The sequence below is a fragment of the Veillonella agrestimuris genome (assembly GCF_943193065.1).
In the GTDB taxonomy this organism is placed as follows: Bacteria; Bacillota; Negativicutes; order Veillonellales; family Veillonellaceae; genus Veillonella; species Veillonella agrestimuris.
Genome location: NZ_CALPCS010000003.1, coordinates 59,921 through 86,407, shown reverse-complemented (window position 1 = coordinate 86,407; position 26,487 = coordinate 59,921). Strand labels below are relative to the sequence as shown.

The window sequence follows — 26,487 nt, the reverse complement described above, 5'->3', positions numbered from 1 at the left end:
ATTCAACCTTTCTTATATAAAAATTCTGTAACAGCTGTCATAAATGGACCTGGCGCTTCTAGATGTACATTATGTCCCGCCTGTTCAATTTGCACATGTTGAAAGCTCTTTAAAGGGCCAAATAGTTCTCTTCCTATTGTAGTATATTTTGTATCTAATGCGCCACTAATATATAGACCATCCATTTGTAATTCTTCTAAGCAATGACCTACATAAGGCATCACACCTTGTCCAGAACTGCGTAACGTTTCGGCTAGCGCATAAGGGCTGTTATGTGCTCTCCGGCGGAATAATTTCTCTCGTATCCCTTCAGGCAACCGATTTTGGGATTCAAAAATTGATGCCGCCGACCATTTCTCAGCAAACCAAAGATTACCGTTCTCTTCTATAGCAGCAGCTAACGTGTCATCACTCAATTTTCGTTGCGCCCGCTCTACCTCTGATGCAATACCTACGGATCCGCTCTCTAAAATGAGCTTTTCAATACCTTCACCATAGTCTAAAGCATATAGCAACGCTAAGCGAGCCCCCATAGAATAGCCCATGAGAACATAGCTTTCACCAGCGACGGCAGTCATAACCGTATGCAAATCATCTAGCATTTGAGGAATGGTAAAGGCCTTCCTATCTTCAGGAATATCGGAATCACCATGACCAATAGTATCAATACGAATCAATTGGTATCCAGGTACGACAATACCATCCCAAGTATAACCCGATTCAGAAAAGCCATGCAAACAAACGAGAGGCTTCCCTTCGCCAGTCATAGTCAATCCGTAACGATAGTCACCGAAATCGATATACATGCGGTGACCGTTATGATTTTGTAATATATCAACAATGCTACATGCATATGAACCCATGGTAAACTCCATTGAAATATAAGCACTAATTTTATTTCATCAATTAATTCATTACATTTTCGTTATATCTATTAGCTAATAGCTCCTTCATATTAATCATGCACCTTATATTATACCTTAAAATTGTTCAATATATCCTTTTAATTCCTCTATATCTCCATTTAATGCAGTATAAGCGTCATGCAATTGACTACTCCGTTCTTTATCTGTAGGAACTTCTATAATATGAATACCTTTGCTAGCTACAGCTGTTTTGAAAGCTTTTGCGAAATCATCTGCCTTCTCAATGCGCTCATAGGAGCATTTATACAAAGTAGCCGCACCACTATAGTCTAAGCCTTGTTCAGTAGAAAACAAGTAGTCGAAATACTTCACCTCTTTTTGCGGTAAATATTCAAAAATCCCACCACCATCGTTATTATGGAGCACAATAGTAAGGTTAATGTTCTCATTCGCCATAGCCAATCCATTTAGATCGTGAAAGAATGCCAAATCGCCTGTAATTAATACAGTAGGTTTTCCATTTTGAGCAAGACCTATAGCAGTTGATACAGTGCCATCAATGCCATTGACACCGCGATTACCATATACAAAAATATCTCCTATTCCACTCCAATAGCAATCCATATAGCGAATCGACATACTATTGGCAATCATTAACTGTCCACCTTTAGGCATAAAACGTTGTATTTCTATTATGGTGCGCCCTTCAAAGCAAGATGGTTCATAAGCGATGGTTCCATTTAACAAAGTCCTTATCCCTTTATCAAGATAATCCCATCGATGTAGATAAGAATAGACTACTCCGTTGTTTTCTTTCACATGCATTACAGTAGTACTACAATTTATAAGAGATCTACAGAAAGCCGAAATAGAACTTTGTATATGTATTGTCGTTATTCCTACTGGATTTATATAATCCATAGTAGGATGAACCACAATATATTCAGCATTATTGCAATAATTCAAAAATTGTTGCGCCCGTTTTGATATTAATACATGACCAAATTGGATAATTACATCTGGCTCTAATAATGACCACAATTCTTTCTTCTTTAAAAAGACATCATAAGCGCTAATAATTCCAGTGGTGCCTAAGCGTCTCACATTAGATAACGGATCCGACAATATAGTTGCCCCCAAAGCTTCCCCGAGCGTTACAATAGCTGCCCCCTCGTCCAATCTAACTTGAGGTCCTGCAACGATAAGCACTCGTTTGCCCCTAAGTTTAACTGCTAAGTCTTGTATAAATACATCATCAAAATAACTTTGTAAATCTCCACGCCTAACAATCTTGAACGGAGTATATCCTGCTTCAAAATGGCTTCGTTCTAACTCAGGTACTAATGGTTCAAATAAAGGCACATTAATATGTACAGGACCTCGCTTATCATCGAGAGCCTTCATCACTGCTTTTCTAGCCACTAACCGAGGATATGTATAATAATGGCCCTCTTGCGGCACTGCTAGTTCTTCATAATAATTGACAGCATGACCGAATAGCTTTTGTTGATCAATCGTTTGCGGTGCTCCCATCGATTGCAAGGTATGAGGACGGTCTGCAGTGAGTACAATGAGAGGAACGCCGCTATATTGAGCTTCTAATATAGCTGGTACATAATGAGCCATTGCCGATCCCGATGTACAGACTAGAATGACTGGTTCATCATGGCCTTTGGCAATGCCAAGCGCCATAAAGGCGGCTGAACGCTCATCGATATTCATATATGTTTGAAATCCGCCGTGCTCCGTAAATAGCATCGCCATCGTCGTAGACCGGGATCCTGGGCTAAAGACAGCATATTTTACACCTAATCGGTAAAATTCATCCACAAAAGGCGCGATATATTCATTCATACGATTCTCCTTCGTAAAGTATTTGTGTACTGCTTATCTTCCTGTAATTTCCCATCTTTACAAAGCATCCAATATAGTGCGCATCTTCACATTTGTTTCTTCATATTCTGCATCACTATCAGAACCTGCCACAACACCACAACCAGCATAAGCATAAAGCTTATTCCCCATAACGAGGGCTGACCGAATGGCAACGATGAGAATACCATCCCCCATATCTTTCATAAACCCAAAGGGTGCTGCATACATGCCCCGTTCATGAGCTTCATACTGCTCGAGAAGGGCTAGCGCTGACTCTCTCGGTTCGCCTCCTAAAGCGGGCGTTGGATGAAGTAGTTGTCCCCACTCAATAAGGGATTTCGTACTATCTACAGCAGTAATAATAGTGCGCAAATGATAGAGTCTAGACAACTCCATAATCTCCGTATCTCCTACAGACACGTTGGAAGTAATCCGTTTCATAGTATCCACAATACGATCTCGCACAATATTGTGTTCCACTCTATTTTTAGGGTCCTCTAATAATTGTTTTTTAGTCCAAGCATTAGGCCCTAATTTAGGGGCTGTTCCGGCCAAGGCGTAACTTAAAATTTGAGAGCCCCTATGGCGTACCAATATTTCTGGAGAAGCACCGAGGAATACACGACCGTCTTTTTCATAGGCGAAAATAAAACAGTTCGGATTATTTTCTACTAATCGATCTAATATGCTCGGCACATCGAAATCTTGATCACTGGTAAACTCCACTTCTCTAGAGGCTACAACTTTCGTCGTTTCTCCCTTAGCAATACTTTCATGAATGGCGTCCATCAACGTATCCCAATCCGATTTATCATGGCTCGTTTCTCTAAACACATGGTCAATGCGATGAATAGGGAACCTTTCAATGTCCTTACGCGCTCCTTGGTAGAGATAAAAGGATTCGCCGCCTTCTACAATATAGTAATGAGCAAAAGCAATCATTTCATGTCCCATGCCTTGCCATTTAGGATCGGTGGTAGTATCAAAAAAAGTACCGCCATAAAAGACATAGGCGTATTGTTTTCGCTCTTCATCGTCTTTCACAGTAGCTAACCGTTTAGCACCTACTACAACGCGATTGCTTTGACGGTCTACCCAAAATACCCGTTCTTCATTGGGAAAATTGAGCCAAAACTCTAGGGGATTGTCTAATTGTAATTTCTCTTTCCTATAATTCATAATTCCCACCAGGTTATATAAAAGACAAGCCGAGGCTATTACCTCGGCTCTGTCATGAATGTTAAAATAAATCTTTCTTCCACATTCCAATAATAGCTATAATTGAGCAAGTAATCGATATGCCGATAATAATGTAGAATCCTCGTGGATCATCTTGGAATGGGAGGGCCACATTCGTCCCCCACAAACTAAAGATAATAGTCGGTACCGCCAATGTAATAGTCAAAGCGGCTAACATTTTCATTACCATATTTAGATTGTTAGAAATAATTGATGTAAAAGCGTTCATCATATTCATCAAAATATTGGAATACATTTCAACCATTTCGATGGCCTGTTTATTTTCGATGATTACGTCTTCTAATAAATCTTCATCTTCTTCGTACATTTTTAACAAATGTTTATATGTACTATGACCACGCAAGCGTAACAATCGCTCCATAACTGTTCCATTCGTGCGCAGTGCGGATGTAAAATATGTCATGGATTTCTGTAATTCCAACAATTGGAAAAAGTCTTTATTTTTCGTAGTGTGCCGCAATTGAATTTCAATGTCGTCTGTACGGCGATTGATTTGTTGCAAATAGCGCAAAAACAATGTAGCTGTACGATATAAGATTTGGAATAAAAAACGAGTCTTCTTATAAGTATAGAATGTAGATAGTTGATTAGAAATAAATGGATAGAGTACTTCCGATTCTTCTAAGCAGACAGTAATGAAAAAGTCTGGTGTTAAGAAGATACCGAGTGGCACTGTATCATACATATCGCTACCGCGAATGGCAGGAATGTTAATAACCACAAAGATATAATTATCTTCTAACTCTACGTGAGACCGTTCTTCCATATCGAGGGCCGTCTTTAATACGTCAGTAGGAATTTCTGTGAGGATATTAATAAGGGATAACTCATCGGGGTCTGGGTTCACCAAATTTACCCATGAACCTTTTGTGGCATCTGATACGGTGTAATCCGCAACGAGTTCTTCTTCAATATGCTTGTACACTGTGATCATATTATCCCTCCTTCCAACATAACGATTAAAATAATAGGCTATCTTAAAATTATATACTATTTAAGTAGTCTATTCAAATAAAAACACCTTCATACACTATTTTACATATCTCCCATTCACGGAAGATAGATAAGTTAGGTATGAAGGTGTTTTTCTGGAGATAACGAATGAGTTCTCTTGTCCTACGTCCCACTTCTTATTTCTATACATCAATTGACATCGATAATCTATACTATTTATTGACGATTTAGTATACGAATGGAGTTTAAAATACAGAGAATAGATACCCCTGTATCGCCAAACACAGCCCACCACATAGATGCGTAACCCATGACACCGAGAATCATGATGATGACTTTCACAGCAATAGCAAATACTACATTTTGCCACGCCACAGACAATGTCGCCTTTGCTAAATCAATAATATGAGCCACTGCGTTTAATGAAGAACGAAGGAATACTACATCAGAAGCTTCAATAGCAGCATCAGCACCACTGCCCATAGCGGCACCTACATCAGCACCAGCCAATACAGGCGCATCATTAATACCGTCCCCTACAAACATAGTAGGCCCATAGGCAGCACGCGTGGATTGCACAACCGACAATTTATCTTGTGGCAACAAGCTCGCATGTACTTCGCTAACACCAGTTTGTTCTGCAATATAATTAGCACTTGCTGGCGCGTCGCCAGTGAGCATAATTGTTTTAATACCGTTTACATTGAGCTTTTTAATCGCTTCTGCAGAATCGCTGCGAGGATCATCAGAAATAACAATACGGCCCACATATCGATTAGCTACGGCCACCAATACTTCTGTACCGTAAGGAGATGCCTCTATTGGATAATCCTTTACATCGTAACGATTTAACAAGCGACGATTGCCTACCAACACTTGTTGCTCCTCAACTTTACCGACAATACCTTCACCAGCTAATTCTTGTACTGTATCAGATACAGTGAAGGTAATATTGCCTTTTGCCGCCGCAGTTACAATAGATTGTGCAATAGGATGTGTAGACACAGACTCAATGGAAGCTGCAACGCCTAATACGTCGCTTTCAGATATACCACTATGAGCCGTTTCTACAGAGTGAACTTTGAACTCGCCAGATGTAATAGTGCCTGTTTTATCGAGAGCCACTGCTTTCACACTAGCTAACGCTTCTAATACGCGACCGCCTTTTAGTAAAATTCCATGTTTCGAGGCATTCCCAATGCCTGCGAAAAATGCCAACGGCACACTCAATACAAGAGCACATGGGCAAGAAATAACGAGGAATGTTAAAGCCGTGTAAATCCATGTATTCCAATCACCTGTAATTAAAGATGGTACCACTCCGATAATTGCTGCCAAAGCTACTACGATAGGCGTATATACACGAGCAAAACGAGTAATAAAACGATCAATTCTAGGTTTAGAAGAAGCCGCATTTTCTACGGCATCTAAAATTTTTGTTACCATAGACTCCCCAATCGGCTTGTCTACGCGCATCGTAATGCGTCCACTTTCATTGATGCAACCAGATAACAGTTCTGTCCCCGGTTCTGCTTTCACCGGCACTGGTTCGCCTGTTACAGGCGCCGTATTTACGCGAGTAGTACCACTCAACACAGTACCATCTAAAGGGATTAAATCGCCAGGGCGCACTTCAATAGTCCAGCCTACTTCTACTTTTTCAGGCTCCATAACGACAATATGACCGCCGCAACATTCATCAACAACGCGTACTTCTTGAGGACGCATATCGATGGCCCCCATAATTTCTTGGCGACTCCGTTCTGTCGCTTTATGCTCAAAAAATTCCCCAATGCGATAGAACAAAACTACCCCTACTGCTTCTGGCAAAGCATCGATGGCAATAGCCCCTAATGTAGCAATAGACATAAGGAAATTTTCATCAAAAATTTGCCCCTTTAAGATATTGCGAAATGCCGTTTTAAGAACTGGATAGGCTAATACAATATACGCCAAATAATAGATGGGAGTTTCAATCGCTTCTGGCATAGAAATACTAGGCACAACGATAGTCAATGCTTCATAAAGCATGAACAACGTACCTGCAGCAATAACAGCAATAGTCAAGCCTTCAGAACCATGGTCGTCATGATGTCCTTCATCAACGCCTTTAGCAGATCGTTCGTAATCAGCTACTGTCACACCATCTTCAATAGAATCGCAGATAGCTTGGATATCTGTTTTTAATTGCTCTCGATCTGCCCATTCCCCAGTGAGGTTCAATTTATGTGTAGCAATGGAGAAATCAGCGCTTTGCACGCCATCCATTTTACGAATTTTATCTTCAATTTTAGCAGCACAATTAGCACAATTAAGATTTTTCAAGAGTAATGTTTCTACCATAGTATCTCCTTTATACTATTTCATATGAACATTTATTCATATGTTTATATTATTGCAAATTACTCTCTTTGTCAATAGAAAATAATCATAAAAAACGACAGTCTTTAATCCTTGAGACTGTCGTTTCTTCTATTATTCTATTATATTATATGACGCTTATTATCCTGTATAACCTTTATTATCTTATATCTTTTTATCCTCTATTACTATCCAATAATATATGCAATTAACAAATAGATTTTTATTGTTCTGGCCCCATATCTTTGGCAATATTTCTAAAACGCGTCAATTCTCCAATAAATTGAAGTCTTACGGTGCCAATAGATCCATTACGATGTTTACGAATGAGAATTTCTGCATTGTCCCCCTCTTCGGAATTTTCATCGTAATACTTGTCACGATACAAGAAAATAACGATATCCGCATCTTGTTCCAAAGAGCCAGATTCACGCAAATCGGAGAGCACTGGCCGTTTATCAGGACGACTCTCTACGCTTCGCGAAAGCTGCGACAAGGCAATAACAGGTACATTGAACTCACGAGCAATTAGTTTTAAATTACGAGAAATTTCGGATACTTCTTGTTGGCGATTTTCATTGCTTTTATTACCGCTACGCCCTTGCATAAGCTGAATATAATCAACAATGACGAGATCAAGTCCATGTTCTACTTTCAAACGCCGCAATTTAGCGCGCATATCTTGCACTGTAAGGCTACTCGTATCATCGATAAACAACTTAGATTGGCTCATGCGGTCAGCAGCAGTAATCACCTTATCCCAATCGCCTTGTTCCATATCGGCACGGCGCAATTTATCGGCTGTTACTTCCGCTACAGACGACAAAATACGACCTACCAACTCTTCTTTGCCCATCTCTAGAGAGAAGAAAGCAACTGTTAAGTTTTCCATCATCGCCACATTTTGTGCAATATTCAAGGTAAAAGCTGTTTTCCCCATAGCAGGACGAGCGGCTACGAGGATAAGGTTGGATCGATTTAAACCATTTAAAATATGATCTAAATCGATAAAGCCTGTAGGAATACCTGTTAAGCCCCCTTCTTGTTGTTGCAACACGTGGAGGCGTTCCAAATTAGTCAATACCACATCTCCAATAGGCGAAAAACTTGATTCCCCTTGTGTTTGACCACCTACGTCTAAAATAAGCTGCTCCGCTTTATTCATAATAGTTTCTGGCTCATCTTCGCCGGCATAGGTCATACCTACAATTTTATTCCCAGCATCGATGAGTCGACGCATTTGTGCTTTTTCGGAAATGATACGCGCATGTTCTTCAATATTGTAGCCGGTCGCTTCATTAGCAAGGGATGTAATGTAAGCAATACCACCTACAGTATCTAATTTCTTACGACGATCTAGTTCTTCACTTAATGTAATGAAGTCCACCGTCTTATGACCTTTAATGAGCGCTTCAATGGCTTCAAAAATAATGCGGTGAGCATCGCGATAAAAATCTTCTTTTTTTACAATGGATGTGACTACATCTGCTACACCCGAATTAACACCATCTGTTAACAAGGCGCCTAATACGGCTTTTTCCGCCTCTTCATTGTGCGGTGGTATGCGTACGTCCACAGTTATCCTCCCCAAGCTAGAAAAAGAATCACCACACTCGCCGAGCATGGTGATATCTATTTGTCTATTGTTACATCAATTATTCTGCTACTACTTTTACTTTAATAGTACTAGTAATTTCAGGATGTACACGAACTAATACATCGTGTGTGCCCAATGTTTTCAACGGTTCTTTAATTTCGATTTTCTTTTTATCGATATCTACTTTATATTGTGCTTTAGCAGCTTCAGAAATATCTTTTGCAGTAACGGAACCGAATACACGGCTATCTTCACCCATGCGAACCGGTACTGTTACTTCTACTTTTGTCAATTGTGCAGCCAATACTTTCGCTTCGTCATTAGCTACCGCTTTATGATGTTGTACGGAGTCTTGTTTTTGTTTCGCATTATTTAAATTTGTAGCAGTGCCTTCAAGACCTAAGCCTTTTTTGATCAATACATTACGTCCATATGCGTCGCTGACTTCTACAATTTCACCTTTTTTACCTACTTTTTTTACATCTTCTAATAATACTACTTTCATTCTTGTTCCTCCTCAGCTTCTGCGGAATGAAGCGCTTCTAAAGCTTGTTCCAATATAGCTTGTTTCGCTTCATCCATAGTCATATCTTGTAATTGAGCGCCTGCTACAGTACGATGACCGCCGCCACCCAATGCTTCCATTACAACTTGGACATTGACTTTTCCTTTGGACCGAGCGCTAACACCAACACCACCATCATTTAAGGAATAGAGCACAAAGGCTGCTTCAATATCTTCATTACTGATGAGCATATCAGCACCTTGTGCTGCTAATGCCATCATATCTTTCATACCTTCTGGAGCGGCACTAATAGCAATACCTTCCGTACGACTCGCTTCAAATACTATTTTAGCACGTAATTGAATAGAATCGAATGTTTCAATAAACAATTGGCGAACTCGTTCAATATCGGCTCCGCTTCGTTTAAGAAAAGCAGCTGCTTCAAATGTACGCGCCCCCGTTTGTTGGTTAAAGTTTTTCGTGTCTAATACGATACCTGCGTAAATACCAGTGGCTTCTTCTTTCGTCAATTTCACTGGCACCCCTGCATACTGTACCAGCTCAGTAACTAGTTCACTAGTAGATGATGCAGCTGGTTCTAAGTACGTTAAGAGCGGATTTTCAATAAAATCTGCGGCTCGGCGATGATGGTCGATGACAATGCGTCGATTTGACACAGCTAAAGCTTCTGGTGCCGCTACCATGGCTTCACGGTGCGTATCACAGACGATAATCAGTGTATTACTATCCACCCATTCTTCTGCCACTTCTGGCGTGATCATATGAGTATGCCAAAACTCGTCTTTATCGAGTAATTTAACCATTTTTTGGATGGCACTCGTTTCTTTTGAAAGTGCCAATCGTACATCTTTACCTAAAGCTCTCGCAATAGCCACCATACCAATGGTACCCGCAAGGGCATCGTAGTCTTCCCGTTGGTGTCCCATGACTAGAATTTTTTCGGAATCATTCATTAATTCACGGATTGCTTGTCCTACTACGCGTGCGCGAACGCGAGTATTTTTCTCAAGTCCTGCCGTAGTACCACCAAAGAATCGCGTATTATCACCATCAATAATACATACTTGGTCACCGCCGCGGCCTAAAGCGATATCAAGAGCGGCTCGTGCACGACCAGACACTTCTTTTACAGATCCTACATTTTCACTAATACCAATACTAATCGTAGCTGGTACAGAACGAGGAGATGGTAATTTGCGAATCCGTTCTAATATTTTAAATTCCCCTTGCTCCGCTTCTTTCAAAGCGCCCCGAGAAATAGAAAATATATACATATCATCTTGGAAATTACGAACGAAACCATCTAGTTTATCGATTTCTTCAACGATAACATTGTTAATATCCGCCCACAGATTTGTATATTCTCTGTCGCCCAAACCTTTTGTTAAGTCCTCAATATTATCAATTTGAATCATCCCCCATACAGGTTGTGCTTCTTCCGCACGAATGCGGTCTGTTTCAATATCTGTAATATCTTTGAAATACAAAGCCATCACCGCATGTTCTACTAATTCATCATCACCATCAATATCTTTACGAGAATCGCTGGGATTAATATATTTATAGACTACTTGATAATATTTACCATGATATTCTTCTCTCAAGAAGCCAGATTTTCCCCACAATTTATCAATTCTAAAGCCTGGAATAAGGGCAGATAGTTTTTGCAATTTATTCCAGTCCACATCAACCCAATCAGCAAAAACGCTATTATTCCACACCAATGTGCCTTGTTTATTTACCAATGCAATAGCAGTTGGCAAGTTCTGCAACGCAAAATTAGATGCTTGAGTCACATTTTGAGCCATTGCAGAAAACTGCTCTCTAGCTAAACGACGACGATTGTGTAGGGTATTATAATTTACTAAATAGCCAGCTATCACGACAATAGCTGCGAGAATAGCCAACATCCAATTCAAATATGCAATTATTAATAGCAACATTGCTACTACAGCTATGATGGAAATTTCTAATATTCTCCATCGACGTTGAAAAGATTTCATAGAAACCTTCCTTTTCTTACTAACCTCGCGGTTGATAGCGAGACCGCAAATCCATAAACATATCGATAATACCGAAAACAACTAAAGATATAGGCGCCATAAAATAGAAGAATATAACGATAATTACCTTTAGAAATCTCGGTACATTATAGGCATTTAATAATGCTAATAAACATGAAATCCCGTTCAATCCACAAACAAAGGCCCCAAATAACCCTAAATTCATCCCCACAATAGTAAGGATTTCATTATGAATACCTAAATAAGATGACCCATATACAATAATAAGGCCTATTGCTAATATTCCGGCACTCCAAATCGGCATTTGCCAGAAAGAAATAGGTGGGATTGTTTGAACAAGATTATTCGTTCGTTTCGCTAAAAAACTCGTGAATCGAGCCATAATATAAGATAAAATCGCCATCGTAGAAAAGCCATAAGCAACGACCATTTTCTTCACTTGTTCAAAACTTTGGTCAATTTGCGTCATATATACTTCCACTTGTTCTGGCGTCATTTGTTGTTGCTCTAAAGAAGATTTTAACATCTCTTTAAATTCTGCATTAGAAGCCTGTAAAGCACTTGTTACATCAAAAGAGGTGGCCCCAAAGGCAGCCGCCATAGTCAAAACAGTGGTAATACATAAAGCCACTGCTGGCAACAAAATCAACTTCGTTGGATTCCAATAATTTCTAAAGCCCATACCGAGCAAAATACTCGGTGGCCCATACATAAAGACAGTCCCTACCGCTGCTAAAGGCCCTAGCACAATAGATACTAATAGTAAAGAAACTACAGTGGATGCAATACTATATTTCATGCCCCAGCGGATCCCGATTAAGGCGATGGCCGCAGGTGCTACGATAGTCGCTAGTAAAGATAAAAATGGTACCGTACTCCCTACAATGGTGAGCATCACTATAATAGCAGAGATAAATGCAGTCTCCACCATAGCTCGTGTATTCGTTTGAGTCATATACGCTTACCTCACAAAAGGATAATTAGTATCTTTTAATTATATCAGTTTGATTTTATAACTTCAAATATACAAGAGCTATCTTCCAACGCCTATGAAAGCCTCAGAAAATAGCTCTTTTCTACTCTATTATATTGTCAGGCACAATAAGTGTACGGATTAAACATCTTGAATAATTGGTAAGATCATCGGTCTACGACGTGTTTTTTCGTAGAAGAATTTACCTAATGCATCTCGTACGTTTTGTTTGATAGTAGTCCAATCTTTGATGCGTTGTACTTCGCAGTTGTGAATAACATCATGAACACGATTTTCTGCTTCACGCATCAATTCTTCTGCATCACGAACATATACGAACCCCCGAGATACAAGATCTGGACCAGATACGATTGTACCCGTTGATATGTCCATCGCCATAACGACGATAACCATACCTTCTTGGGCTAATTGTTGGCGATCACGAATAACGATATTACCTACGTCACCTACACCAAGACCGTCTACGAAAACCGCACCAGCTTGAACACGGCCGCCCATACGGCCACCGTCTTTATCAAACTCAAAGATTTGACCATTGTCGCCAACGAGAACTTTTTTAGGATCTACGCCCATAGCAACACCTAATTCACCATGACGACGAAGCATACGGTATTCACCATGAACAGGGATAAAGTACTCTGGACGAACAAGGTTTAACATTGTTTTCAATTCTTCTTGACTAGCATGGCCAGATACGTGAATACCACGATCTTTGCCATATACTACGTGGCAGCCTAATCGCAACAAGTTATCGATCGTTTTGCCAACAGCCCCTTCATTGCCAGGAATTGGGGTAGCAGAAATGATAACTGTATCATTAGGAGCCAATTCAACAGTACGATGGTTATTGGTAGCCATACGAGATAAACCGGCCATCGGCTCCCCTTGAGAACCAGTCGTCAAAATCATGATTTGATCATCTGTGTAATTGTGCATCACATCTACATCGATAATCGTATTTGGAGGTACATTCAAGTACCCTCTTTCTTGAGCAATTTCTGTAACATTTACCATGCTACGCCCCATTACGACAATTTTGCGATTGTACATAACAGCCGCATCAATAGCTTGTTGAATACGGGATACGTTCGACGCAAATGTAGCTAATACTACGCGCCCTGTCGCTTCTCCAACGGCTTGTTTAATGGCTGGTCCTACAGAGCTTTCAGAACCAGTAAAACCTGGTTTCTCTACATTAGTAGAATCAGACATTAACGCCAATACGCCTTTATTGCCTAACTCAGCAAATTTGTGCATATCCATCAATTTACCATCCACTGGCGTTTGGTCGATTTTAAAGTCCCCTGTGTGAACGATTGTACCGATTGGCGTATCAAAATATACAGCACAAGAGTCAGGAATAGAGTGATTTGTTTGAATCAAACCAACATTGACAGAACCAATCTGAATTTCATCACCTGCTTCTACGATGCGAAGTTGTTTGTTAGATACTTTATGTTCTTTTAATTTACCTTCAATTAAACCGCACACAAGATTTGTAGCATACACTGGGCAATCAATTTCTTTCATCAGATATGCTAAAGAACCGATATGATCTTCGTGACCGTGTGTAATAACAACGGCTTTGACACGATCTTTATTTTCAATCAAGTATGTCATATCAGGAATAACAATATCTACGCCAAGCATATCTTCACTTGGGAAAGCAAGACCTGCATCTAATACGATGATTTCATCTTCATATTGGAATACAGTCATATTTTTACCAATTTCACCAAGACCACCTAATGGTATGATTTGGAATTTGCCTTTGTTGGCGCCATTTGGCTGGCGACCAATTAATTCCACTGTTTCTTGTGAATTTTTATCATGGTTACGAGCCATTGGGCGATTATTCGTACGTTGCCGGCGACCAGTCATTTCACCATTGCGATTATCACCACTGCGGCGATTGTTCGTACGTGTAGTACGAGCGTTTTCGACTTTCTTAACAGTATCGCCTGCTGGCCTACGACTTTGACGAGGTTTACGTTCTGTTTGTTGCATATCCCCTTCATTAGCTAGACGAGTACGACGAGTAGTAGCACGACCATTAGAAGCACGACGAGTACGAGTTTCGCCGTTATTGCTCTCACCAGTGTTACGTTTCTCCCCTTGTGCAGGACGACGCGTATTTGTTCGGCGTCGAGGTTTGTGTTCCTCTTGCACTGCTCCTGTATTTGATTCTGCAGTCACTTGTGCAGTACCTTGATTATCTGTTGTATTCACAGTTCCTCCTAAAATTTTGTTCATTAATTTGTTTAACATATTTTCTCACCTATTTACTTAAATTGATCTTTACCGAGAAAATGGCACAAACGAAAAAGGCGCTATTTACTAGCGTCTCACGAAAAAAGGGCACAAAAATAGTGCTACTCAATTGTTACCGTTCTAGTTCATTTGTCATTTGCCTCGTGCAAATGAATATAATGCATTACCAAACGCAGAACTGCACCGTTCATAATCCTTGCAATTCATCTATGGTTTGACAATCAATATAATCCGATCGATTTGATGAAAGCAACTGCTCTCATGCGTTATGAATAGTATATCACAAAAATACCGTCAACAAAAGTCTATTGTTAACGGTATTCTATAGTAACTTAAATTGGTATTGTATTGTGTTATATCCCTTACATTCAATTTATATTATGTAAGCTACATTCCAAGCATACAAATTATATACTTATACGATGCAAAGCCTCTTTAAATCCTTTACGATATAAATTCGCCCCTCCGTTAGCAGGATGGCGTAGACCGATAGCGTCTAAACCAAAAGTAGCTAACGTATTAGCCGACTTTTGGCCTACGGCTACGACTAAAGGAGTTACACCTCCACATTGTTTGTGCAGTGCTAACAATTGCTCAGTATAAGAAAAACCAATCCGCTGTTCCTCTTCTGTAGGAGTCCGATTTGTCAGTGGCTGCTGTTCTTTATGTGGGTGAAAAGGAAATATATTCCACAACAACACATCATAAGTATCTAATCCTGCTTCTAAGATAGCATTCCACACTACCGTATCGGTAGGTTCATTAAAGCCCTGTTCTCGTTGCGTTCGTTTTAACAGCTCGCTAGATACCGAGCTAGTACGGAGCAAATCAATTTCTGTAACAGCCTTAGACTCTATAGTTTTATGATACCCCAATAACATCCGTTCACAAGTAATAGCAATGCCAGTAAAGCGCCCTCCTTGGTAGCCTACTGCCTCTGCAACTACAAACAGACTAGCGCGCCCTAGTCGTGGCAACAAATAAACAATTAAATTTTTTTGCCGTATCTCTCTCGCTTCCATTGAGTAATCTAACTCGAGATCCACATCGCGCCACGGGTTAAACACATGAGTGCCGCTGTACGTTTCTAATTCCTTTACAAATGCCTCAATGGCTTCTACTTCTTCGCGCGGAAAAGTAGACACATATCGCTCATATTTCTGGCGATATGTGTCCAATCGTTGGCTTTCTACATGTTGTTGCTGTTTGCTACGAGGAGATAAGAGTTCGTCTGGAAATAAAGTCATAGAAACCCCTGTTACTTAAAAGCCTTAGCACCAATATCCTTGCGATATTGCATACCATCAAATGTAATTCTATGTACACGATTATAAGCTATTTCAAGAGCTTTTTTCAAATCTTCACCTACTCCAACTACCCCAAGAACGCGGCCACCATTTGTTACAAAATGATCTCCTTCAAGACGCGTTCCAGAGTGGAATACGAAAGTATGCTCATCATTACTCAAATCTCCACCGATGATATCACCTTTTGACGACATTTCTGGGTACCCTTTAGATGCAAGGATGACACAAGCTGCACTACCGTCTTTCCACTTTACTTGATCTGCTGATAAGGAACCAATAGCACAAGCCATCATAATTTCACCTAAATCACCTTCTAAAAGAGGCAGTACCACTTGTGTTTCTGGATCTCCAAAGCGAGCATTAAACTCTACTACTTTTGGCCCTTCGTCAGTAATCATAAGGCCTGCATACAAACATCCTACATAAGGCATTCCTTCTTCGGCCAGGGCTTTCACCATAGGTTCTAATATGGTACGCATTGCCACAGCTCGCAATTCATCAGTCAATACCGGGGCTGGTGCATAAGTCCCCATACCTCCTGTATTCGGACCTTTATCACCATCAAAAATGCGTTTATGATCTTGCGATGCAATCATAGGTACTATGGTCGTGCCATCTACAAAGGCTAGCAAACTTGCTTCTTCGCCGACCATAAATTCTTCAATAACTACTGTACTACCAGCATCACCAAAACGATTACCGCTAAGCATATCATCTACAGCACAATGCGCTTCTTCTACTGTCATTGTTACAACAACACCTTTGCCAGCTGCTAATCCATCAGCTTTGACTACAATAGGAGCACCTGTACGATCAATAAACGCCTTCGCCTCTGCCGCATCGGAGAAGACGCCATAAGCAGCCGTAGGAATGTCGTATTTCTTCATTAAATCTTTGGCAAACACTTTGGACCCTTCTAATTGAGCGGCTCTTTTGGACGGACCGAATACAGGGATGTTAGCTTTTCCCAATTCATCTGCTAAACCAGCCACCAATGGCGCCTCAGGACCAATGACAACTAAATCCACTTCATGCTGCTTCAAAGTAGCAATGAGCATCTCTGTATTTGTCCAATCCTGCGCAATAGACTCTGCTACATCTCTCATAGCATCGCTGCCAGGTACAGCATATACAGCTTCTACCGACGGAGAAATAGATAAACGCCAGGCGATAGTGTGTTCACGCCCACCGTTACCGATTACACATACTTTCATAAGGAACTCCTTTACGAATATATAATCATAGAGTAACAGTCATATCTTAATGACGGAAATGGCGCATATCAGTGAATACCATAGCAATACCATGCTCATCGGCAACCTTAATTGATTCTTCATCGCGAATTGATCCGCCAGGTTGAATAATAGCCTTAATGCCATGTTCTGCTGCAGTAGTTACAGTATCACCGAATGGGAAAAATGCGTCTGACGCCAGCACAGCTCCGTCTGCTAATTCACCAGCTTGCTCAAGGGCGATTTTAGCAGAGCCAACGCGGTTCATTTGACCAGCCCCAACACCTAATGTACGTTTTTCATTAGACACGAGAATGGCATTCGATTTAACATGTTTCACTAGCTTCCAAGCAAATTCAAGAGCTTTCCACTGCTCTTCAGTAGGCTGCACCTTAGTAACAACCTTATAATTAGCTCGATTTTCAACAATATCATCTTCCGTTTGTACTAATAAACCGCCAGATACCTTTTTTACTGTCACTTGTCCTAACTCTGGTTTAGACAATTCAATGAGGCGAATCTGTTTCTTTTCTTTTAAAATTGTTAACGCTTCATCTGTGAAAGCTGGCGCCATAATGACTTCTAAGAAAATCTTTGCCATTTCTTCCGCTGTAGCTACATCTACTTCTCGATTTAGCGCCACGATTCCACCAAAGGCGGATATGGAATCTGCTTCGTAAGCATTAACATAAGCGTCTCGCAAACTTTCAGCCACTGCTGCACCGCACGGATTTGTATGTTTTATAATACACGCTGCAGGATCAGCAAATTCCCATACCATATTCCAAGCTGCTTCCATATCTACAATATTGTTATAAGATAGTTCTTTACCATGTAATTGCTTAAGAGCACCCATACCATGAGTATGACCAAATTCTTTATAGAAAGCCGCTTGTTGATGTGGATTTTCACCGTATCGTAAATCGGATACTTTTTCGTAAGCACTCAAATAGACAGGTGGCGTAGGACCTTCGCCTATAACACTACTCATATAATTAGCAATAGCCACATCATAAGCCGCTGTATGAGCGAAAGCCTCTTTTGCTAAGACAAAACGATACTCTTTCGTAAGCTCACCATAATCTTTTATCATGCTTATGATAGTTTCATAATGTTCAGGATTGACTACAACTCCTACATAAGCATGATTTTTTGCTGCCGAGCGAACCATTGTAGGGCCACCAATATCGATATTTTCAATAGCCTCTTCTAACGATACATTGGGTTTTGCAATGGTTTCACGGAACGGATAAAGGTTGACTACGACTAAGTCAATAGGTTCCATATTATGAGCCTCCATAGCAGTGCGATGATCTGCATTGTCCCGAACAGCTAAAATACCACCGTGCACCTTTGGATGCAAAGTCTTAACACGGCCGTCCATCATTTCAGGAAATCCTGTAAGGGATTCTACCGGCGTAGCAGATACACCAGCATCAGTAAGAACTTTCAAAGTGCCTCCTGTAGAATAAATCGTTACGCCTAAAGCAACTAACCCGCGAGCAAAGTCAACGATACCAGTTTTATCAGAAACACTGAGAAGTGCATTTTTAATCATTATCTTTTCTCCTTACAATGCGCCCATCCATAACGAGAGCGTCCTTACAAAATAGAGCTAATGCTTCTATGTACGTTTGATGTTCTACTGGAAGTAACCGTTCGGACAAGGTTTCTTCTGTATCATCAGCATAAACAGGTACAGTACATTGCAAAATAATAGGCCCCGTATCCATACCTGCATCTACGAAGTGAACAGTACAACCAGTCACTTTCACACCTGCATCAAGAGCTTGCTGATGTCCATGTAGTCCCGGAAACGAAGGTAGTAAAGCTGGATGAATGTTGAGAATTTTATGCTCATAAGCGGCAATTAGTTCAGCCCCCACAATGCGCATATAACCCGCCAACACGATACCATCTATATCATACTGAGCCAATACTTGTAATTGAGCCCCTTCAAAATCTTCTTTTGAAGCATAATCACTTCGTTCAATAACGAATACGGGAATCCCCCATGATTTCGATCGTTCAATAATCCCTGCATCACCATGATCCGTAATAATGAGAGCAAATTCTCCATTAATACGGCCCTCTTGCATAGCCTTATACAAAGCCTCTCCATTGGTTCCTCTCCCACTGGCAAATAAGGCTAATCGTTTCTTTTTACTCATCTTTTCGTCCTAACTACAAAAGAATCGGCCCCATTTTATAACTAGTATGCTACATTTTTACCAATATGAATCCCTTTTCAGAGTTTAGTAAAACCAGTACCAGTCAATACAATAGGTCCATCACCGTCCACAATACGACCGATCTCAAAAACCGCTTCACCACGGTTTTGTAAATTTTCTTTTACCGGTGCTACATCAGCACGGTCAACAATGAGAATCATACCGATTCCCATATTGAAAGTGCGATACATTTCAGGCCAGTCAACGTTGCCCCACTCTTGTAATTTAGTAAATACTGGCAACGTTGGCCATGTATCAACATCGATTTCAGCAGTTACGCCTGTTGGCAATACACGAGGAATATTTTCATAAAAACCGCCGCCCGTAATATGAACCATACCTTTAATGTAATTTTCTTTTACCAGTGGCAATACGGCCTGTGGATATAGGCGTGTTGGAATCAATAATTCTTCCCCTAATGTTTTACCAAACTCTGGAATTTCTGAATCAATAGTAAAGCCTTTATGGTCAAAAACGATTTTGCGAACTAAGGAAAATCCATTAGAGTGAACCCCTGAAGAAGGCAATCCCAAAATGACATCGCCAGCTTTGATAGATTCGCCAGTAATGAGTTTAGGCCGATCTACGATACCTACAGCAAAACCTGCTACATCATAATCGCCATCTCCGTAAAATCCGGCCATTTCCGCCGTTTCACCGCCTAGCAAAGCACAACCGGATTCTTGACAAGCCTTCGCTACGCCTCCTACGATATGAGCTACTTGTACAGGATCTAATTTACCAACCGCAATATAGTCGAGGAAAAACAAAGGTGTTGCCCCTTGTACAAGGATGTCGTTTACACTCATAGCTACACAGTCTTGGCCGATAGTATCGTGTTTATCCATCATAATAGCAAGACGCAACTTAGTGCCTACCCCATCTGTACCAGATACGAGCATAGGCTCTTCCATGGAATGACCCGCCAAGGAATAGAGTCCTCCAAAGCCACCTAAATCGCCTACAACACCATCCGTATAAGTAGCTTTTACAGAATCTTTCATCAACTGTACAGCGCGGTTACCAGCATCGATATCAACACCTGCATCACGGTAGGTCAATCCTTTATTATTCGAGCACATATTTAACCCCTTCCTCTTGATCTATCGGTATATTCACACTATATTGCCCATCGAAACAAGCAAAGCACAAATCATCCGCATCAATACCAGACACTGCGCGACACAATCCGTCTTTGGATAAATAATGCAATTTATCTGCTTGTATATAGTTTCTAATTTCTTCCACCGTATGGGTGGCTGCAATCAATTCTTTACGCACCGATGTATCGATACCATAATGACAAGAATATTCAATAGCTGGTGAACTAATGCACAAATAAATTTCTTTCGCTCCTGCTTCTTTTAACATCTTTACAATAAGTCCGCTCGTCGTTCCTCGCACAATAGAATCATCGATGAGAACGATGCGCTTATCTTTCACCACCTCTGGCAAGGCATTTAGCTTCATGCGTACCGCTAGTTCTCGTTCTTCTTGATTCGGCTTGATAAAAGTCCGCCCACTATAGCGGTTTTTAATGAGCCCTTCCACAAAAGGAAGTCCGGAAGCCCGCGCATAGCCGAGAGCTGCCGTCGTTCCAGAATCGGGAATGGCCATAACAAGATCTGCATCATATTGAGTTTCCTTATATAATTCACGCCCCATATTGAGCCGACATTGGTACACCGATTGTCCATCAATATGACTGTCAGAACGAGCAAAGTAAATATATTCAAAAACGCATAATTTCTTATCTATTTTTACAGAATCTGCATAGATAGTGCTGCGCACACCGCTCTCGTTAATGACGACCATTTCACCAGGCTCGATATGACGGATAAATTCCGCCTTAATAGCATCAAAAGCACAGCTTTCACTAGACAATACATAACCATTTTCTGTTTTCCCCAAACAAAGCGGTCTAAATCCATTGGGATCGCGCAAACCGATAAGGGAATCATTGGTGGCAATAACGAGAGAAAAAGCGCCTTCAATTTGACGCGCTGCTTCGGCAATACGAGCTTCTGCTGTCGCTTCTTTCGAACGAGCAATGAGGTTTACGATAACTTCCGAATCCATGGTAGTTTGGAAAATAGAGCCTTGATCCTCTAAGCGACGACGAATGTCCAAGGCATTGGTCAAATTTCCATTGTGAGCCACCGAAATGTGACCTCCTTGATAATGAATCACAAGAGGTTGAATATTGCGTGGATTATTAGATCCCGTCGTAGAGTAACGGACGTGACCATTTCCAATATGACCGCTTAAAGAAGGTAATTCCTTAATGGCTTCTGTTAAAAGGCCCATCCCTTTTTTTAGTTCCACTTCATGCCCATCAGTAATAGCAATACCAGCGCTTTCTTGGCCTCTATGTTGAAGCGCAAAAAGCCCCCAGTACACATATCTTGATACATCTAAGGTGCGGTCAAATATACCAAAAACACCACACTCTTCATGCCACTTATCAAAAATCGGATCGTAATTCATCAATAACTCCTAGGTTATGCTTTCTCACCAGTTAATCGAAACAACATTTCTTTATAAGCATCTTCAATATTGCCTAAGTCTCGACGGAATCTATCTTTATCAAGTTTTTCACCTGTTTTGCTATCCCAGAAACGACATGTATCAGGAGAGATTTCATCCCCTAAAAGAAGAGCTCCATCATGAAGCCCAAATTCCAGTTTAAAATCGACTAATGTTATATTTTTAGTCGCTAAGAATGTAGTAAGAATGGAGTTAACCTTCATAGCAATTGCTTTAATTCCATCAAGTTGTTCTTGTGTAGCCCACCCAAAAGCTGTAATTTGAGACTCATTGGCAAAAGGATCGCCTAATGCATCATTTTTATAACAAAATTCTAAAATGGGATGTTTTAGTGAGGTACCTTCTTCAATACCGAAACGTTTTGCCATTGAACCAGCTGCAATATTTCGAACAATAACTTCTAGAGGAAGAATATCTAATGTTAACACCAATTGATTTCGATCATCTTCACGGCGAATGAAGTGTGTTGGTACCCCTTCATTTTTAAGCAATTCAAAAAAGAAAGAAGAAATTTTATTATTCAATACACCTTTTCCGAAAATAATATCGTGTTTTTCCCCATTAAAAGCTGTAGCATCATCTTTGTAATGAACGATATACGCTGCAGAGCTACCTGTTTTATATACTTCTTTTGCTTTACCCTCGTACAATAACTCTAATTTATCTAAATTAATAGCCACCATGGTATCCCTCCTGTAACACTACGTCAATTGTATCTAACAAGCTATTTCAAACTTCAATTATTTAGCAATCCTTCGCTATTCCAATATACTCCTACAAAGTCTGTTGTAATACATCATTATCAGCCATCACTTTATCGGCCATATCTTTCCGATACGCTACATATCGTGCTTTCAAGTCTTCATTGAAAGCAGCCCCAATTTGAACAGTAAATAGAGCAGCATTTTTAGCCCCATCCACAGCCATAGTTGCTACAGGCATGCCTGACGGCATTTGAACGATTGCCAAGAGTGCATCAATTCCTTTTAAAGCTGTTGCATTAAGAGGTACGCCAATGACTGGCAATGTAGTAAAGCTAGCTACTACACCTGGTAGATGAGCTGCTGCACCAGCGCCAGCAATAAAAGCAATAGCGCCTTCTGACTCCAATCGCTCCACAAAGGATTTTACCGCTTCTGGTGTGCGATGTGCAGATGCAATGACCATTTCATAAGGCATTCCAAATTCTTTTAATATAGCAGCGGCAACTTGCATCGTACTTATATCGGACTTACTGCCCATAATAATACCAACTTTCATTGTTCCTCCTAAAATAAAAAAACTCAGCCCACAAAAGGCCGAGTTTGCGCACCACTAGCGTTAACAGAAGAAGGCACACTAAATTTATGGACATTCATTACTACTTGCATATTAGTCTTCATCATATTAATCGCCTCCAATCATTACGTAAATTGTAACAAAGAGTGTATCACCCGTCAACCAATTTTTCGAATAATTTTATATTAAATATTTTTATCATTCGTTATATTCCGAACTTTAACTTTCAAACTTTTATGATAAAAAGAAGGTTCCTATGCGGATCCGCATAGAAACCTTCTTTTTCATTAACTATTTTATGAATACTCTATTTAATTTTATTCACTATACAATTATTGTATGTGACTGTCAAAAGCAACTTTGAAATAACTCACTGCTTCTGGAATGTAATCTACAATAGACGTCATAAGTGCATACATTAAGGCTGGTTCAAAAGCATCATCTGCACTCATATAGATACAATCTAAATAGAGACTATTATCTTGTTCATCTACATACAATTTAAAGTTCTTATATGTCGCATTTTCACGATTGATCAAAACATTAAGAGCTTGTAAATTTTGTTCAGTCACCTTCTCAGGACCGACTACTAATCGAATGACACTATAAATGCTATGATCTAAAATGACGAACAATGGCATGTCCCATAAAGGCGATTTAATATAAGACCGATACACAACTGTACCGTCTTCATCTTCAAAATCTTTACGCTCAAAAGCGGTGATTTCTTCTTCCTTTAAAAATTTATCAAAAGCTAACGCTTTAGGATTCATAGTAACCTCTTATTTTTGGCCTGCTACTGCCAAGACATCTTCGTGTACTTCTACTAAATGTGGTCGAACTACTTGTAATAAAAGATTAACTAATAAAGCAGGATCAAAATTATCGTCGCCAGTTGGAACAGACGCATCTAAATAGATATTGCTGTCACTATCTAATAAATAGTATTTGAATGCTTTATAAGTTTGGTTTAATTCATTTAATTTCGTTACAATTGTTTTTACTTTTCGTTTATCTACGCCATTTGTCGTTAATGCAACGCGAACGAAAGAAAATACGGAATTGTCTAATACGACAAAAACTGGTAAATCACGGTCGTTAATATTTAAATGACCATGGTATACAACAGTACCAAGCTCATCATTTTCCACAACATCCTTAACAAACCAAGTGTTACCTTCTTTATTTAACTCTTCTACTAATACATCAAATTGTGCTGCTTTATTATTCATCACTTTCACCTTACAAATACTATAAATATATATTTAAGTACTAAGTACTAACACAAACTAGCTTTTACTAGGATATTCGAAGGACTATAGTTCTCCGAACATCTGCAATGTCTGTCTATAAACCTTATCTGTAATACTCGCTATTAATCATCTAAAAATACACAAGTATTATCTTTGAATTCTTTAATACGAACTAAAGATTCTACGCGGAACCCTGCATTTTCTAAACGTTCTCGCCCCGGTTGGAATGATTTTTCAATAGCAATCGCCATCCCTACCACCTCATCACCAGCATCTTTAACGAGATTAGCAAGGCCCATAGCTGCTTCTCCGCTAGCCAAGAAATCATCAATGATCAATACTTTCTCACCAGCTGGCAAGAATTTCTTAGAAATAGTAATGTCGTAATTTTCCTCTTTTGTATAGGAATATACAACAGAATGATATACATCATCGACCATTAAAATCGATTTTTTCTTACGTGCAAATACTAAAGGCACGTCTAATTCAAGGGCTACCATCAAAGCCAAAGCAATACCAGATGCTTCAATCGTTACGATTCGTTGCACCCCTGCATCGCGATAGCGATTTGCAATTTCTTTACCAATGGCTTTAAACAATTGAGGATCAATTTGATGATTTAAGAAACCATCCACTTTCAACACTCGATTGTTGAGAACAATACCTTCCTCACGAATGCGTTGTTTTAATAATTCCATGTTGTTTACCTCCGCATTAACTATTATTAAATTTTATCGTATTATCCCCCTTAGGGTCAACTAAAAACACACTTTATCTGTAAAAGAATAAAGTGTGTTTTTTGATAAATGTATAGGTTTATAACTAATTGAATTCTATTTATACCATAGATTCAAAATTATAATATTTTATCCCGCTTATCTTCTTGGTTCACCAATAACGAAGTAAATCGAGCAGCTCCTTCCGATTGTGGAACGAGACGAGACCGTACTAATACGATATCGCGTGTCGGTACAGGAATATCCGTATCGATTTTCACGATAGAGCCTTCTTGCATTTTTTCTTGTACTACATTACTCGGCAACATAGCGATACCCATATTAATTTCCACTAAATCAAGGAGTACATCGACGCTACTCAATTCAAAACGAGGTTTACTACACGCACCATGCGTCACTTCATCAAAGAATGTACGACTAGCCGTGCCCTTTTCTAAGAGCAACATCGGTTCATTTAACAAACGCCCCTGATCGTAAAATCCAGCGCCCTTATATTCGTGACCGCCTACGAAAATATCTTGAATGCTCGCCAATGTGGTAACTTCTAATTGAGGATTACTTCGCAACCCTTCATAATCGTTAACAACAGCCAATTGTGCTTCTTTATTAATTACTAACTCTACACAATCAGGAGACGGCTTATTAATAATATGCAATCCAAATTCACTTTCTTGCAATTGCCATTTATGGAAGTAAGGCAATAAGAAATGGCGACACAACGTATCGGTAGCGGCTAAATTTAGACTTTCATAAGCTTGATTAACCCGTTCTTGTAATTGGGTAACACCATTATCTAAAATGGAGAACGCTTTCGCAACGGTATCGAAAAGCTCCTTCCCTTCCGGCGTGAATGTTACCGATTTAGTAGTACGCACAAATAACGGCATATTCAATTCACTTTCCAATTGTTTGATACTTTGGCTAATTGCAGATTGGGAGACGCCCAATTCTTTTGCAGCTCTTGAAAAGGATAAATATAATCCAACACCTAAAAATGCTCTGTATAAATCTGCTGATACTGCCATTTTCGCCTCCACTGTTATATACTATATATCGACTGATTGCTTTATTTTCAATCTTCATAAGAAATACAAATTCATTAGCAAGATTAATTTGTTTATAAGTAAGATTATCTTTACTTATAAGTCTAGACCTACTATACTTATCTTGTCAA

At 39.8% G+C, this 26,487-nt stretch carries 22 protein-coding genes; all 22 read right to left on the bottom strand.

Annotated features, from left to right (window positions below):
• Nucleotides 1–2: 2 nt before the first annotated feature.
• The 22 genes from menH to NFR29_RS02165 all read right to left on the bottom strand — a co-directional run bounded on the left by menH (nt 3) and on the right by NFR29_RS02165 (nt 26,338).
• Nucleotides 3–863: a 2-succinyl-6-hydroxy-2,4-cyclohexadiene-1-carboxylate synthase gene (gene menH / locus NFR29_RS02270; RefSeq protein WP_251422617.1), complete on the bottom strand. Its 861-nt coding sequence runs from the start codon at nt 861–863 to the stop codon at nt 3–5.
• A 117-nt stretch (nt 864–980) separates the two neighbouring features.
• A complete protein-coding gene (gene menD, locus NFR29_RS02265; protein WP_251422614.1) occupies nt 981–2,720 on the bottom strand; it encodes a 2-succinyl-5-enolpyruvyl-6-hydroxy-3-cyclohexene-1-carboxylic-acid synthase in 1,740 nt (579 codons plus the stop codon).
• A 57-nt stretch (nt 2,721–2,777) separates the two neighbouring features.
• A complete protein-coding gene (locus NFR29_RS02260) occupies nt 2,778–3,920 on the bottom strand; it encodes an isochorismate synthase (protein ID WP_251422611.1) in 1,143 nt (380 codons plus the stop codon).
• Between the two features lie 61 nt (nt 3,921–3,981).
• Nucleotides 3,982–4,935 (bottom strand): magnesium transporter CorA family protein, encoded by a 954-nt coding sequence (locus NFR29_RS02255; RefSeq protein ID WP_251422608.1) that lies wholly within the window; start codon nt 4,933–4,935, stop codon nt 3,982–3,984.
• Nucleotides 4,936–5,171: 236 nt separating this feature from the next.
• Nucleotides 5,172–7,298: a heavy metal translocating P-type ATPase gene (locus NFR29_RS02250; RefSeq protein WP_251422605.1), complete on the bottom strand. Its 2,127-nt coding sequence runs from the start codon at nt 7,296–7,298 to the stop codon at nt 5,172–5,174.
• A gap of 241 nt (nt 7,299–7,539) precedes the next feature.
• Nucleotides 7,540–8,892 (bottom strand): replicative DNA helicase, encoded by a 1,353-nt coding sequence (dnaB, locus tag NFR29_RS02245; RefSeq protein WP_251422602.1) that lies wholly within the window; start codon nt 8,890–8,892, stop codon nt 7,540–7,542.
• A 79-nt stretch (nt 8,893–8,971) separates the two neighbouring features.
• On the bottom strand, nt 8,972–9,418 hold the full coding sequence (gene rplI, locus NFR29_RS02240; protein WP_251422598.1) for a 50S ribosomal protein L9: 447 nt from the start codon (nt 9,416–9,418) through the stop codon (nt 8,972–8,974).
• Nucleotides 9,415–11,442, bottom strand: coding sequence for a DHH family phosphoesterase (locus NFR29_RS02235; protein ID WP_251422595.1), 2,028 nt, complete (start codon nt 11,440–11,442; stop codon nt 9,415–9,417). The genes rplI and NFR29_RS02235 overlap by 4 nt, the downstream gene beginning before the upstream one ends.
• Before the next feature lie 19 nt (nt 11,443–11,461).
• Nucleotides 11,462–12,418 (bottom strand): DUF2232 domain-containing protein, encoded by a 957-nt coding sequence (locus tag NFR29_RS02230; protein WP_251422592.1) that lies wholly within the window; start codon nt 12,416–12,418, stop codon nt 11,462–11,464.
• A gap of 159 nt (nt 12,419–12,577) precedes the next feature.
• Nucleotides 12,578–14,725, bottom strand: a complete 2,148-nt coding sequence (locus tag NFR29_RS02225; protein WP_338146896.1) for a ribonuclease J — start codon at nt 14,723–14,725, stop codon at nt 12,578–12,580.
• Nucleotides 14,726–15,135: 410 nt separating this feature from the next.
• Nucleotides 15,136–15,975: a uracil-DNA glycosylase gene (locus tag NFR29_RS02220; RefSeq protein ID WP_338146895.1), complete on the bottom strand. Its 840-nt coding sequence runs from the start codon at nt 15,973–15,975 to the stop codon at nt 15,136–15,138.
• Nucleotides 15,976–15,986: 11 nt separating this feature from the next.
• Complete coding sequence (gene purD / locus NFR29_RS02215) at nt 15,987–17,249, bottom strand: phosphoribosylamine--glycine ligase (RefSeq protein ID WP_251422585.1); 1,263 nt, start codon at nt 17,247–17,249, stop codon at nt 15,987–15,989.
• 46 nt (nt 17,250–17,295) lie between these two features.
• Nucleotides 17,296–18,825, bottom strand: coding sequence for a bifunctional phosphoribosylaminoimidazolecarboxamide formyltransferase/IMP cyclohydrolase (gene purH / locus NFR29_RS02210; RefSeq protein WP_251422582.1), 1,530 nt, complete (start codon nt 18,823–18,825; stop codon nt 17,296–17,298).
• Nucleotides 18,818–19,438 carry a phosphoribosylglycinamide formyltransferase gene (gene purN, locus NFR29_RS02205; protein ID WP_251422579.1) on the bottom strand — a complete coding sequence of 207 codons (621 nt, stop codon included), beginning with the start codon at nt 19,436–19,438 and terminating at the stop codon, nt 18,818–18,820. The genes purH and purN overlap by 8 nt, the downstream gene beginning before the upstream one ends.
• 77 nt (nt 19,439–19,515) lie before the next feature.
• Nucleotides 19,516–20,580, bottom strand: a complete 1,065-nt coding sequence (gene purM, locus NFR29_RS02200) for a phosphoribosylformylglycinamidine cyclo-ligase (RefSeq protein WP_251422576.1) — start codon at nt 20,578–20,580, stop codon at nt 19,516–19,518.
• Nucleotides 20,567–21,985 (bottom strand): amidophosphoribosyltransferase, encoded by a 1,419-nt coding sequence (gene purF / locus NFR29_RS02195; RefSeq protein WP_251422573.1) that lies wholly within the window; start codon nt 21,983–21,985, stop codon nt 20,567–20,569. Before purF ends, purM begins: the two co-directional genes overlap by 14 nt.
• Nucleotides 21,986–21,999: 14 nt before the next feature.
• Nucleotides 22,000–22,728, bottom strand: coding sequence for a phosphoribosylaminoimidazolesuccinocarboxamide synthase (purC, locus tag NFR29_RS02190; RefSeq protein WP_251422570.1), 729 nt, complete (start codon nt 22,726–22,728; stop codon nt 22,000–22,002).
• 91 nt (nt 22,729–22,819) lie between these two features.
• A complete protein-coding gene (purE, locus tag NFR29_RS02185) occupies nt 22,820–23,305 on the bottom strand; it encodes a 5-(carboxyamino)imidazole ribonucleotide mutase (RefSeq protein WP_251422567.1) in 486 nt (161 codons plus the stop codon).
• Between the two features lie 350 nt (nt 23,306–23,655).
• Nucleotides 23,656–24,096 (bottom strand): hypothetical protein, encoded by a 441-nt coding sequence (locus NFR29_RS02180; RefSeq protein ID WP_251422564.1) that lies wholly within the window; start codon nt 24,094–24,096, stop codon nt 23,656–23,658.
• Between the two features lie 9 nt (nt 24,097–24,105).
• Complete coding sequence (locus NFR29_RS02175) at nt 24,106–24,555, bottom strand: YbjN domain-containing protein (protein WP_251422561.1); 450 nt, start codon at nt 24,553–24,555, stop codon at nt 24,106–24,108.
• Nucleotides 24,556–24,698: 143 nt separating this feature from the next.
• A complete protein-coding gene (locus NFR29_RS02170) occupies nt 24,699–25,274 on the bottom strand; it encodes a xanthine phosphoribosyltransferase (protein ID WP_251422558.1) in 576 nt (191 codons plus the stop codon).
• A 158-nt stretch (nt 25,275–25,432) separates the two neighbouring features.
• Nucleotides 25,433–26,338, bottom strand: a complete 906-nt coding sequence (locus tag NFR29_RS02165; RefSeq protein WP_251422555.1) for a LysR family transcriptional regulator — start codon at nt 26,336–26,338, stop codon at nt 25,433–25,435.
• Between the last annotated feature and the right edge of the window lie 149 nt (nt 26,339–26,487).

What these genes read in the sequence shown, in the direction of transcription:
- NFR29_RS02235 (WP_251422595.1), bottom strand. Translation starts at nt 11,442, where the DNA reads ATGAAATCTTTTCAACGTCGATGGAGAATATTAGAAATTTCCATCATA.
- NFR29_RS02225 (WP_338146896.1), bottom strand. Translation starts at nt 14,725, where the DNA reads ATGTTAAACAAATTAATGAACAAAATTTTAGGAGGAACTGTGAATACA.
- menD (WP_251422614.1), bottom strand. Translation starts at nt 2,720, where the DNA reads ATGAATGAATATATCGCGCCTTTTGTGGATGAATTTTACCGATTAGGT.
- NFR29_RS02170 (WP_251422558.1), bottom strand. Translation starts at nt 25,274, where the DNA reads ATGGAATTATTAAAACAACGCATTCGTGAGGAAGGTATTGTTCTCAAC.
- rplI (WP_251422598.1), bottom strand. Translation starts at nt 9,418, where the DNA reads ATGAAAGTAGTATTATTAGAAGATGTAAAAAAAGTAGGTAAAAAAGGT.
- purM (WP_251422576.1), bottom strand. Translation starts at nt 20,580, where the DNA reads ATGTGCTCGAATAATAAAGGATTGACCTACCGTGATGCAGGTGTTGAT.
- NFR29_RS02180 (WP_251422564.1), bottom strand. Translation starts at nt 24,096, where the DNA reads ATGAATCCTAAAGCGTTAGCTTTTGATAAATTTTTAAAGGAAGAAGAA.
- NFR29_RS02220 (WP_338146895.1), bottom strand. Translation starts at nt 15,975, where the DNA reads ATGACTTTATTTCCAGACGAACTCTTATCTCCTCGTAGCAAACAGCAA.
- NFR29_RS02255 (WP_251422608.1), bottom strand. Translation starts at nt 4,935, where the DNA reads ATGATCACAGTGTACAAGCATATTGAAGAAGAACTCGTTGCGGATTAC.
- purD (WP_251422585.1), bottom strand. Translation starts at nt 17,249, where the DNA reads ATGAAAGTATGTGTAATCGGTAACGGTGGGCGTGAACACACTATCGCC.
- purF (WP_251422573.1), bottom strand. Translation starts at nt 21,985, where the DNA reads ATGAATTACGATCCGATTTTTGATAAGTGGCATGAAGAGTGTGGTGTT.
- menH (WP_251422617.1), bottom strand. Translation starts at nt 863, where the DNA reads ATGGGTTCATATGCATGTAGCATTGTTGATATATTACAAAATCATAAC.
- purC (WP_251422570.1), bottom strand. Translation starts at nt 22,728, where the DNA reads ATGGTGGCTATTAATTTAGATAAATTAGAGTTATTGTACGAGGGTAAA.
- purH (WP_251422582.1), bottom strand. Translation starts at nt 18,825, where the DNA reads ATGATTAAAAATGCACTTCTCAGTGTTTCTGATAAAACTGGTATCGTT.
- NFR29_RS02250 (WP_251422605.1), bottom strand. Translation starts at nt 7,298, where the DNA reads ATGGTAGAAACATTACTCTTGAAAAATCTTAATTGTGCTAATTGTGCT.
- purE (WP_251422567.1), bottom strand. Translation starts at nt 23,305, where the DNA reads ATGAAAGTTGGTATTATTATGGGCAGTAAGTCCGATATAAGTACGATG.
- NFR29_RS02165 (WP_251422555.1), bottom strand. Translation starts at nt 26,338, where the DNA reads ATGGCAGTATCAGCAGATTTATACAGAGCATTTTTAGGTGTTGGATTA.
- purN (WP_251422579.1), bottom strand. Translation starts at nt 19,438, where the DNA reads ATGAGTAAAAAGAAACGATTAGCCTTATTTGCCAGTGGGAGAGGAACC.
- NFR29_RS02230 (WP_251422592.1), bottom strand. Translation starts at nt 12,418, where the DNA reads ATGACTCAAACGAATACACGAGCTATGGTGGAGACTGCATTTATCTCT.
- NFR29_RS02175 (WP_251422561.1), bottom strand. Translation starts at nt 24,555, where the DNA reads ATGAATAATAAAGCAGCACAATTTGATGTATTAGTAGAAGAGTTAAAT.
- NFR29_RS02260 (WP_251422611.1), bottom strand. Translation starts at nt 3,920, where the DNA reads ATGAATTATAGGAAAGAGAAATTACAATTAGACAATCCCCTAGAGTTT.